General features: G+C 59.3%; 8 protein-coding genes and 1 pseudogene. 6 read left to right on the forward strand and 3 right to left on the reverse strand.

Annotated elements, in window-relative coordinates; translation table 11 throughout:
- The first annotated feature begins 447 nt into the window (after positions 1-447).
- From BO1_RS46975 to BO1_RS46995, 5 genes are all read left to right on the forward strand, one after another.
- Positions 448-771 carry a HigA family addiction module antitoxin gene (locus tag BO1_RS46975; protein ID WP_028223503.1) on the forward strand — a complete coding sequence of 108 codons (324 nt, stop codon included), beginning with the start codon at positions 448-450 and terminating at the stop codon, positions 769-771.
- An 81-nt stretch (positions 772-852) separates the two neighbouring features.
- Entirely contained in the window at positions 853-1,830 is a 978-nt protein-coding gene (locus BO1_RS46980; RefSeq protein WP_028223504.1) for a restriction endonuclease, read from the forward strand.
- 14 nt (positions 1,831-1,844) lie between these two features.
- Positions 1,845-2,072 carry a hypothetical protein gene (locus BO1_RS60665; RefSeq protein ID WP_028223505.1) on the forward strand — a complete coding sequence of 76 codons (228 nt, stop codon included), beginning with the start codon at positions 1,845-1,847 and terminating at the stop codon, positions 2,070-2,072.
- Positions 2,069-2,257: an AAA family ATPase gene (locus BO1_RS60860; RefSeq protein WP_028223506.1), complete on the forward strand. Its 189-nt coding sequence runs from the start codon at positions 2,069-2,071 to the stop codon at positions 2,255-2,257. Before BO1_RS60665 ends, BO1_RS60860 begins: the two co-directional genes overlap by 4 nt.
- Positions 2,258-2,583: 326 nt before the next feature.
- On the forward strand, positions 2,584-6,486 hold the full coding sequence (locus BO1_RS46995) for an SIR2 family NAD-dependent protein deacylase (RefSeq protein WP_028223507.1): 3,903 nt from the start codon (positions 2,584-2,586) through the stop codon (positions 6,484-6,486).
- A 13-nt stretch (positions 6,487-6,499) separates the two neighbouring features.
- Here the strand turns inward: BO1_RS46995 and BO1_RS47000 are convergent, their stop codons facing one another.
- On the reverse strand, positions 6,500-6,781 hold the full coding sequence (locus BO1_RS47000; RefSeq protein WP_028223508.1) for a hypothetical protein: 282 nt from the start codon (positions 6,779-6,781) through the stop codon (positions 6,500-6,502).
- A gap of 1,316 nt (positions 6,782-8,097) precedes the next feature.
- On the opposite strand from BO1_RS47000, the gene BO1_RS55745 reads away from it, so the two are divergent.
- The gene (locus tag BO1_RS55745; RefSeq protein ID WP_084688819.1) at positions 8,098-8,481 is read left to right on the forward strand and encodes a response regulator transcription factor; all 384 of its coding nucleotides are present in this window, start codon (positions 8,098-8,100) and stop codon (positions 8,479-8,481) included.
- 109 nt (positions 8,482-8,590) lie between these two features.
- Here the strand turns inward: BO1_RS55745 and BO1_RS61935 are convergent.
- Together BO1_RS61935 and BO1_RS47020 are read right to left on the reverse strand one after the other, a co-directional pair.
- Positions 8,591-8,833: pseudogene (locus BO1_RS61935) on the reverse strand (hypothetical protein); the annotation flags it as partial.
- 287 nt (positions 8,834-9,120) lie between these two features.
- On the reverse strand, positions 9,121-10,863 hold the full coding sequence (locus BO1_RS47020) for a site-specific integrase (protein WP_028223509.1): 1,743 nt from the start codon (positions 10,861-10,863) through the stop codon (positions 9,121-9,123).
- Positions 10,864-10,901: the final 38 nt, after the last annotated feature.

A 10,901-nucleotide genomic window follows, 5' to 3' on the forward strand; every position in this document is an offset into this window, starting at 1 on the left:
CTAGAGGTGGCGGCGGAAATCCGCGCATAGGCTGGGCGCTCCAACAGCCCTCTCGGAACTCGGAGTATTTGCTGGCGCATGGCGAGCCGGAGCACCCGATCGATCTCGGCCATTTCATGCTGCCATAGGCGTCGACGCAGAGCGCGGCGAAAGGGCGGCAAACGCTGGATGTGTTCGACGTAGCGCCAGGCGTGGGTCCGCAGCAACGCTAGGCTTAGCGTTGGCATTGGCGGATCACTTTCCGCTCCGCGACGATCTTCGCGGCGGCTTTCGCCGTTTCCCGGGCCCTCCGTTGTACGACGGCCTGGACCCGGGATTCCAGCTTCAGCTCACGATCTGTCGACGAGCGGGTCAAAGCAATGTACGATTGACGTACAACGTCCATCTGCCGCCGCTACGGGAGCACAGGGTGCGAATGGCAAAGGCTCGTCAACTTCGAGGCGAAATATGGCCGCAACGGCCCATCACCCGGGCGAGGTCCTCGCCCAACGGCTTGAAGCAGTCGGCGTGTCGCCGACTGAGCTAGCGCGCCAGCTCGGCGTCCCCGCCAATCGGATCAGTCAGATTGTTAAGGGCAAGCGCGGAATCACGGGTGACTCGGCACTACGGCTTGCCCACTGGTTCGGCAACGAGCCTCACTTCTGGATGGACTTGCAAGCGCGGTACGATCTGAATCTCGCTGAAGCTGAATCGGGGCAAGCCATAAGGGCGCTTCCCACGGGCCCAAGTGCTCGCCATCACAAGACCAACAAACACGTGCAGGGCGCGTAGAGAAAGACCAATGATAGGGACGAGCAAAGCCTTTTGCCGCGTCAAAATCGGCGCTGAGTGCGTTTTAGAGGAGGCCGTCGTATGACTGGCGCCCCGGCGGACATCACATTCCACTACCCACCAGAACTGTTTAACCTGTTGGTTGACGTTTTACCACTTCTCAACCGGTCTAAACGGGATGTGCTCGTATTCTTTCGTGGTGCGGGCGTGCCTGACAGCGTAACTTCGGACATTGCCGCACGCCTGACAGCCACACCGAAGGAGGTTAACAAATACGACATAGTTCGCACGGTGCTCGAGCGCCTCAACGCGAAGGGTGAGCCAGCCCTCCGCGAGCGTCGTGAAGTGCTACGACGTGTCGTGGATTTCACCAACTTCGATACATGCTGGCCAGACGACCAGCTCAAGGCCAAGGGACTCGTTGCCAGTATTCGAGAGGTCGTCAACCAAAAAGACGCCTTTACGCGCATGAACAATGCACGTGAGGAGGAACGTCTATCGCGTCTCGCCGAGGCGCAAAGAGTTGCCGCAGAGAAGCGCGAACGCAGCTCGAAGATCGAGGCTGCCAAGCAGGAGCTCTACTCGCTCTTCGGCGCTGCGATCACTGCACAGGAGCGAGGCAAGAAGCTGGAAACGGCGCTCAATAACATCTTCCAAGCTTACGGCGTTCTCGTTCGTAAAGCCTTCCATTTGGTCGGCGAAGCTGGGGAAGGGATCGTCGAGCAGATTGATGGAGTGATCGAACTTGCTGGCGTTCTGTACTTCGTTGAAATGAAGTGGTACCGCAATCCGGTCGGCAAGCCCGAGATTTCAGAGCATCTTGTCCGCCTCATGTCGCGTGCCGAGGTTCGTGGCATCTTCATCTCTGCCAGTGACTATACGGAACCCGCAGTTCACACGGTACGTGAGTTTTTGCAGCATAAGGTCCTGGTCCTCGCGACCCTCCAAGAGATCGTGCGCCTGCTCGAGCAGCAGCAAGACCTCGCGGAGTTCCTGGCGAAGAAAGTCCAGGCGGCGCAAATACACAAGAATCCGTACTTTCAGCCCCTTGATGTGTAGGCGGGAGGCACGACATGACAACCAGCTGGAAGGACATCGCCGTGCCCGGTGGACCTGTTAGCAAAGTAATGGTATCGCAGGTGATTCACGGGCCATCAATTCCGCCTCATCGGGCATCTTGGCTTGTCGAGGTGCTCGGCGAGCACACGGATAAGGAGTTTCAAGTGGTAATGCGTCGCTTCTTTGACAGATGGGTCGAGGAGTTCCAACAGGTCGAACAAAGCCTTGGAGGCAACGCATGACGATAGCGACGCCGGGGTTCCGCTTGCGCTTCCTCGGATTCTTTGGCCCCGCGACGGTGGCCTTCGGTGCAGGCCTGAACGGCATCTACGGAGCGTCGAACACCGGAAAATCGTTCATCGTCGAGGCCATCGATTTCATGCTTGGTGGCAAGCCACCTTTGCGACCTCGTCCTGTTGGGCCTTGAGACGCTCGACGGCCAGTCTTTACGCTTTGGAGCAGCATGGACGGCGGGGGCCTTCGGCTTTACGAAGGCCTACATCAGACGCCACCCGCCACGGATGTCCCGTGTAAGCCGATCGACGAACAGCACAGCAATGAATAAACAAACAATCCAAGGGATAGGATGTGCGAACGATATCTGATGATGATTTCTCTAGGACGTGCCCAGAGTCGCTGCAACGCGATGAGTCGACTTCAAGGGGTGGGCAGGGGCCGATTACCAGTCAGAATGTTGACACCGCCGCCTAATCACTGTACTGACTTGCACCCCAGTATTCAATGAGAACGAAAATGGCCGCATCTTCCAATAACGAGTCTCCGTTGTCGATCGTAGTGGCCGATATCATCCACCGTATTCCCGGCGGGGAGCATCTCCGAACGGTCCAAGACGCGCTCAAGAACGGTCATGCATCGGTGATGATCGGCTCGGGCTTCAGCCTAAACGCTCAAGGAGGAAAGAGACTTCCCACTTGGGCAAAGCTTATCGACAGCCTGCTGGCAGATCTCTATTTGACGGAGGATGCGCGCAAGAGGGCAAAGCAGCGATTTGGCGGAACCAGCGGTATGCTGCGACTTGCGGAAGAATACGCAGCTGTTCGAGGGCGCGCTCAGCTCGATTCACGATTGCACGAATTGCTCCCCGACGCCGGCGCAGTTATGCCCAGCGACCTGCATACGAAGCTCCTCTCGCTCTTTTGGAGTGACGTCTTTACAACAAACTATGACACCCTCCTCGAGCGCGCCCTCGATGCTGATCGTACGCGACTCACACCGCGCATCAAGCCACGATATCAGATTGTGTCTGCAACAGACGATGTTCCTCTGTCGAAGCGAAACGGAAGGCCGCGCATAGTGAAGTTACACGGAAGCCTGCGCTCCGGCGCGAGAATGATTGTAACCGAGGAGGACTACCGTACGTATCCGGTCGACTTTGCGCCGTTTGTTAATACCGTCCAGCAGTCGATGCTTGAAAATGTTTTCTGTCTCATAGGGTTTTCTGGCGACGACCCGAACTTTTTGCTTTGGACGGGGTGGGCGCGCGATCATCTAGGTGACAAAGTACCCCCCATTTTCCTGATAACGCTAAGCCCTATCCCTGAAGGGCAGCGCGTCATACTTGAGCGGCGAAAGATATTCCCAATCGATATCGCTGAACTTGGCACTCGGAATGGAGAAGTCGACTATGCGCAGGCGCTCGGCGCAGTGCTGGACTATTGGCAGGAAGAGCCGCCGCCACGACGCGCAAAGTGGCCTTTTCATAATGCTGCGCATGAACTGAAAGCTGTCGAGCCCAATGTGTCTCAGCTCGTCGCATGGTTGCTTGTAGCGCAGCGCAATAGACGGGACTACCCAGGATGGTTGGTGGCACCGGCCAATAATCGGGAACAGTTACAAGACGCATCTGGGAGTTGGCGCGTCTTGATGTCCCTAAAGGCGAACGCTGCGTCCATACCTCAATGGTTAAGGCTAGTGATCCTGAGCGAGATCGTCTGGATTCTTGAAACCACGCTGTCCCGCGTAAACGTCCAGGTCGCTAAACTAATAGCCGAAGAATTCGTCCACACCGTGCGCAACGCAAGTAAGACAACTTGTACGTTACCAGATTCCGCATCAGTCGTGCGGCCCTCGCCGGAGGAAATGCATCGTATCAAGGCCCGACTCGCTCTGGAGATGCTTCGTGATGCGCGTGAGGACAACGACTCAACGGAGTTCGCAAATTGGCTGCTTGAGGTGTATAGGCTTTCTCCCGAGAGGCTTCCGTCTGAATTTCATTGTTTTCTCTTGCATGAGCGGATACTGTTTTGTCTCGAGCAGCGAGACAAACAGACAGCTATCGACTTACTGAACGAACTTGAGGTCGTTGCAACGCGCGACGTGGACCCATACTGGCCCGTTCGCGTTGGTGCACTCTTTGGTGAGGTAGGCGTCGTGCGACGGGCCTATGACCTGGTAAAAGGGGGATTGCAAGCTATAAGATATGCGATTCAGTTCGAAGGCGAGGCAGCTTATTTAGTGTCGCGTGAACAATGGTCGGAATGGCTCCTTGGCGCCCTCGAATATGCGGTCGAGGTTGATGACGAGTACGCACGTGGATCGGCCTTAAACCGTGGGCGAAGTGCTAGTTGGTCTCCGGAGCCAGGTCTCAGGAAGCGCATCGCCCAAGAGGAGAAGAAGAATTCCGAGCGGGAGCCTGAGGAGGCAATGGAGCGTGACCACAACGCACGTGACAACATCGAGCACCCCAGTTTCCTTATGGATGAGTTGAGGTATGAGCTGGACATTGCAGGGAATGTGCTCGACTCTGGCGCAATCAAGTTCGATTGGACGGATGTACCGGAGCGAACGCATCGCCCCTTGATTCGTGACGAAGCGGCTAGGGCAGCGGTCTCCTACATACGATTGGTTGAGCTTGCATCGCTGCCGCCATCTGTCGGCAGGGTTTCTTTCACAGCTAAAAATTTACTGACCTGCTACAGGATACTCGCCCACGAAGACGCATCCTCGAACTTAAGAGTTTTCTCACGCGCTAGTGGCGGTGAGGCGGCGAGTTCGGCAGACGCACTTGAGCTTCCAATAATTGCGTCGCTGAGAAAAAACGTTGCTCTCAGATTGTTTCAACGGGCTATCGACGTAATCCAATCCATCACCGTCGAGACACGCTGGGAAGACCGCGATGCATCGTCCGTGAAACTCCTGCTGGATATCGCGTCGAGAGTTGCGTTCCGGCTGGACTCGGAGCATGCAGTAACTCTTTGCGAGCTGGCCATGCGACTATATGGATCACAAGCACTTCGGGACGACTACTCTTTCCACGATACGTTCGCAAAGTTCTTCGCGCGAGCCGTACGTTTATTGCCAGTCACGGAGATTGCCCGCCTCGGACCGCAGCTTTTATCTTTGTCTCCGAAGAGCGTGCGCTTTTGGGAGCGGCGCTCATGGCCGGACATCGTGCGGTTTCTGAGCTCGCCACCAAAATTGCAGCGTAACACTGCATGGAACACAGCCGTCGAACAGGCTCTTGGGGAACTGGAGACGCTTTTGCCGCATGACCAAAGGCACGAGGGCGGCGACAGTGTCAGACGTCTTGATTGGCTTTATCGCGCCGGGGTCATGAGCCCGTCACAGAAGCGACGATTCGCGTCGTTGATATGGCGCGAAGTCGGCACCAATGATGTTCCACGGTTCGAAACGTTCTACGACGCAGCCTTCATTAGCTGGCCTATGCCGTCGGAGGCGCCCACTGCCAAGGCGAGGTTTTCTCGATGGTTATGCAATGAGAAAGTCCAGCCGATCGAAAGAATGTCCGATGGTTTGGGCGAATCAAAGCTGGTCCTAGGCTATCCTGATGATGGCCTGCTGATCGGACTCCTGCTTACGGTTAGCAATGGAGTGAGTCTCGTATGGACTGAGTCTGAATTGATAGAGGTCGCCAACAAGCTACAAGACTGGTGGCGCACGGAGGGGAAAAGGCTCGTTTCGCGTGGCTCGACCGCAGCCGCTCGCGACAACGTCGGAGAGTTTGTTTGCCCGCGCTTACGGTTACTGGCACACGTGATCCACCGAGTCTTTTCCGAGAGACTCTCACTCGAAGCCGTCCAGTCGAATAAGCTCGACGAATGGTTCAAGGAACTTTGGGATGCAAGCGTTGCAATGGATGCGCCACTTATCGCACTCCTATTTGGATGTCTTCACTGGTGGCCAGAACAAGAAGGGGCAGTGCTCGACCTTGCAATCAATACTATTCAAGGTAATTCAGACAGCAACGTTGTAGCGGGAGCCCTCAGTGCCGCTTCGATATGGGTTAAGAAGCATCCGCGCCCAACTATGGCAACTCGCCGCTACGTGGGCTACCTTGTCGATGGGATTCGCAGCGGTGAAGAGTTTCTGCTCGAGCACAAGCTGAACGCTATTTCCGAACTGCTTGAATACGCCGAATCGATGCATTTCGAAGGACACCGGCATTCGCTCGCAATTGCCCTTTATACGTTGCTCGCCGACCTCCTGCAGCCGAAGCCGAACGAAGCGGCCAGATTTAACGTGTACGCGACCCCGCTGCTGCGTGTCGCCGTTGTTGAGGCCCTCGTTGCTATGGGCCGATTCCTTGATGGCTGTGCACGGGAGCCTTTGTGGCTGGCTGGGATGGATCTCGCTCGAAGCGATCCCCTTCTCGTGGTCAGAAAGCTTGCCATCTAAGCGGCGCGGAAGGTTACCAACAAACTTCGTCGGGCCGGGGTGGGCACCGATATCGGCTGGCAACATCTTCGAGCAAGACCACGACAGGTACCTCCTCGACATCGAGGTGGTACGCCCGAACGAGCCGATGGTTTCCGTCCGCCACGATGAAGTTGTAGCCGCTTTCGAGGTCTGCCAGCTCGAGTGTCCCTTCATCCCGGCCAACGTGCAGAAGAATGACTGGCCGCGTCAGGTCCTCTTCCGTAAGCGTCGCTGCGTAGGCGGCGTCGACGTGAACCTGGTCCGGCTGCATCATGTGGGCCGGCACATCCGGATGGGGAACCCCTTGAGATACGCTCGATACTGGGCGATCTCAATGCGATTGAACGTCGTCTGCAGGTACACCGGCACGCGGCGGTTCTCGAGGTCTTCAAGCAATGCGGTAATGTCGTAGACATCATTTGTCCAGCCGAACGTCTCGCGCAGTCCAAGCCGCCCGACTTCAGCAGTCTCGGCATGTAAAGCCCCCGTTGCTGTACATGCAACCTATCACAAGTCCTAGTGCCCGCTGCCTGTATCCGCGCGCGCTCCGTCGTCCGCGTCCTCTGACGATGTCGAAGCTCTACACTCGACACAGAGATTGTGGCGGCGGCCACTGACGCGCGCGAGGATGCGACGTTTGAAGCGCTAGGCACACTCGAAACCGCAATCGTGCTGGACTTGCCGAGGCGCAGAAAATCTGCCCGCCACGATGCGCGTCGTTTGCCGCTATTGTGCGGGCGAGGCGAATCACGGCTTACTGCGCTACGGGCATTGGACCATCAGATCGCACCGGTTAATCGCTGTAGCAATCGCTGTAGCTATCATTTTTTCCTACTGGACCTCACGCCTTGACGGACTGCCACCGACTCGTCCGCGAGCGTTCGCGCCCCGGACGGATGTCCGCGTTTTGTCTGTTTGGACGCATCTGATAATGCCTTCTTGCTAGGCGGCTTGATCGTTTCCTTCTTCTTGACCATCGGTAATCCCCTGATCGCTTTCGAGCGTTGCAAATGATCATAGGTAAACGAACGAAATAAGCCAAGGATCGGGCGCGTTAATTGCGCGTGGAAAAAACACCGCCTCGTCCCGATGGACTGGAAGCAAGCGGGCGGCGAACGCAGCAAAGCGTTGGTTGATATGCGCGCCTGGCAGGTCAGTCAGGCAGCACGCTGGGCAGCTTCAGGCAAGGCGCAGCCGTAGGGCAAATTGAAAGTGACACCACTTGAGTCTTGATGCGACGGCGTATTCTGCCTACTGAGTGACAGTTTTGCTTCCACTCGGAACGCAATGAAAGTGTCCCTTCGCCTCACGGCGGATTGAATCTGCCACTTCGCATTGCTGCAGCGGGGCAGTATGGGGCTGTCGTATACGTGGTTCGAATCGCGCGAGAGCGGTTGCGGAGGAAATCGCAGCTATATCGCAGCTATATCGCTAATATGCGCTAGCGGTATAGCTGCTTCGCGGTGCACGTCCCAGGCGACAGACGCTTGTCGACCCGCAACGGACCTTCAGATTCATGCCGTCGAATGGCCGAAGCTGAAACTTCTGGGGGGTTTTACCGTATCCACCGGCTTGGGGTAGCATCTCATTATGCAAGTCGATCCATCCTCGCTCATGCAGACAATACTTATTGTGGATGACGATCCCGCGATCGTCGTTGCATGGAGCCGTATATTGCGCTTGAAAAGCTTCGGGGTCGCGACCGCCAGAGACGCTGAGGCGGGTCTGGCTGCCGCGAACGATCTACACCCGGCCCTGATCGTTACAGATCGGCATATGCCTGGAATGGATGGAATTGAATTTTGCTGCCGACTCAAATGTAATCCGAAGCTGGCTGAAATCCCCATCATCATGGCCAGTGCAGGCGAGAAACCAACCTCGAGCGAACCTCTGTGGGATGCGCTTTGGCAGAAGCCTGTGCCCGCGGATGTCATGCTCGTGACGATAGAGCGGCTTCTGGCGAGGCCCTGCTAGGGGCCTTCGCCGCCCCGGAAACAGTCACTCTTGCGAGACGGTACGGATGGGCGACGCTCAACAACGGTTACGCGTCACCCCGGCATCGAATTTCCGTTGTTGGCCGACCTCAGCCGCTGCTATGCCGAGCGATCGGCCGCGCGCACCCGATCGCGCCAGGCGAGGCCGAGCATGGTTCCGCGGCACCGCCTGCTCCCGCAACGGCAGGCGTATTCGCTGAGGGATCTCCTGGACGGTTTCGAGGGAACCTCGAGAGCGTAGTCGATGAATTCTGTGGTCGACCACAGAAGATGACGAGCTCCTCGCCGGGAGCAATGTTGCGGATGGCCTCGATGTAGACGCGGCCGCCTTCCTCAACCGCTTCGCAGTTCGCGGTGCAGGCGTGGTTGAGCCACCGCGTGCCGTTCCCGCCAGGTGGTTACGAGCCCGCTTCGAACACGCGCTCACAACGGGAAAGCTGACGAAGGGCGAACATGCCCTTGCCGTGGATGGGAGATCGCCGGACGGAAACGTGTTTCATGCTGGGCAAATGGAAGGAGGGAGGCCCGGAGTATTGCCGCAGAAAAGGCTACCCACATGCGGCGGCCGGCACCTTCGCGTGTCCTGCTCATGGGCGGCTGCATATGAGCAGGCTCATGTTCATTTTGCTTTTGAGAAAGCCTCCGCAATCTGCCGAGCGCGCTTGACCTCGTCGCTGTGCAGATAGATGGAGGTCGTTGACACCGAGGCATGCCGCAGGTTGTCGCGCACGGTGGTGAGTTCCGCGCCGCGGCCGAGCGCGTGCGTGGCGTGGGTATGGCGCATCCAGTGGGGGCTGGCGCGTCGCAGTTTTTCGGCGAGCGGTGCGTGGTCGGCCTCGATGGCATCTGCAGCCAGCACAAAGAACCGCCGCATCACCATCCAGAGGCGCACGCTGCTGATGGCCGCGTCGCTGTCGGCGCGGGTGCCCACGTCAAGGCTGCCGATCACCGGTGTTTGCGGATTCCAGCGCACGGGCAGCACCGGCAGGGCGCGTTCGGCGAGGTAACGCGCGAGCGCGTCCCACGCGAGCGGCGGCAGGGCGACGCGCGCCTGCTTCCTGCCCTTGCCCGTCACGCGCAGCCAGTGGTCGCCGCGCGGGTCCGTTTCGACGTGGCCCAGCGTTGCGCCGATGAGCTCGCTCGCGCGCAGGCCGGTCGCATACCCGAAATCCAGCAGGAAGCGCAGCCGCTGCGCCGCGGGTGCCGACCAGCGCGGTGACCCCTTCGACGACCATTCGAGCCCGTCGGCGATCGTGCGCACGAGCGCCCATTCGCCCTCGCTGAAGGCGTGCGAGGCGTCGAGCACGTTGACGCCGGTTGCGTCGCGCACCTTCACCCCGGCAAACGGATTGGCGAGGACGTAGCGCTGTTCGATGAGCCAGCGGAACAGGGCGCCGAGTATCGACAGGGCGTGCGCGACCGAGCGCGCGGACAGGCTGCCGTTGAACGGCCGCCAGTCCGGCGAGGTGCGCGTCCGCACGGGGCCCACCCAGCGCCCGCGCGGCGACGGATGGCGCAGGAAGGTGCGGTAGGCGATGGCATCTTCCGTGGTGAGCGACGAGAGCGCGCGGCCCCGTTCGACGATGGCCCACAGGATCAGGCGCTCGGCTTCCTTCCGGTAGGTGCGCTGGGTGGCGGGTGACTCGTGCAGCGCGAGCCAGGTCTGCACGGCCTCGTAGTCATTGGACGCGTCGAGCGTGCAGGTGGCGGGCGGCGCGCGGAAGGTCCCATCGGAGCCATCCACCTCTTGCGGCACCCGGATCGCTTCCCACGGCACGCACATCATGTCCATCGGGCCGCGCCGGTCCGCGACCACGAGCGCGCGGGCCTTTTCCGTGAGCGCGGGCCATGCGGCGAAGAACGCCTCGATGGCGCGGGCGCTGGCCATGCCGAGTCCCGGCACCGCCTTCCACCACTGGCGGCGGCGCGGAATGCGCACCGTGAGATCGGCCAGCGTCGTGATGCCGTGCGCGTGCAGCACCCGCACCGCGCGCGGCGTGAACCACTGCGCGATGGCGTCGGCGATCTGCGGTTCGGGTGCGCGCGCGGTGCGCAGGGCGTCGATCGCCTGGGCGACGGCCTTCGCGTGCCGTTCGCGTTCGTCCGCGGGATGGTCGAACAGGGCCACCCAATCGTTGCGGTGCGCGGCGCGTGCGAGGGCCTGCAGCCGGCGCCGCAGGGTGCCCAGCACGCCGCGTGCCGATTTTCCGTCGCCGAGGCGCGCGGGCAGGTAGCGCGCCACGGCCTGGCGTACCGGCAGGCCGGAATACCAGGCGCGCAGCATGGCGAGTTCGTCGGCATCGGGAAATCCGGCGGGTTCGGTGGAAGGCGGGGCCGGGAGCCGGGCAGGGCGATTTGTCATGCCCAGAGTTTACTGCATGAATCGGTGCATTGTGATAA

The organism is Paraburkholderia oxyphila NBRC 105797, from assembly GCF_000685075.1.
Classification (GTDB): Bacteria; Pseudomonadota; Gammaproteobacteria; order Burkholderiales; family Burkholderiaceae; genus Paraburkholderia; species Paraburkholderia oxyphila.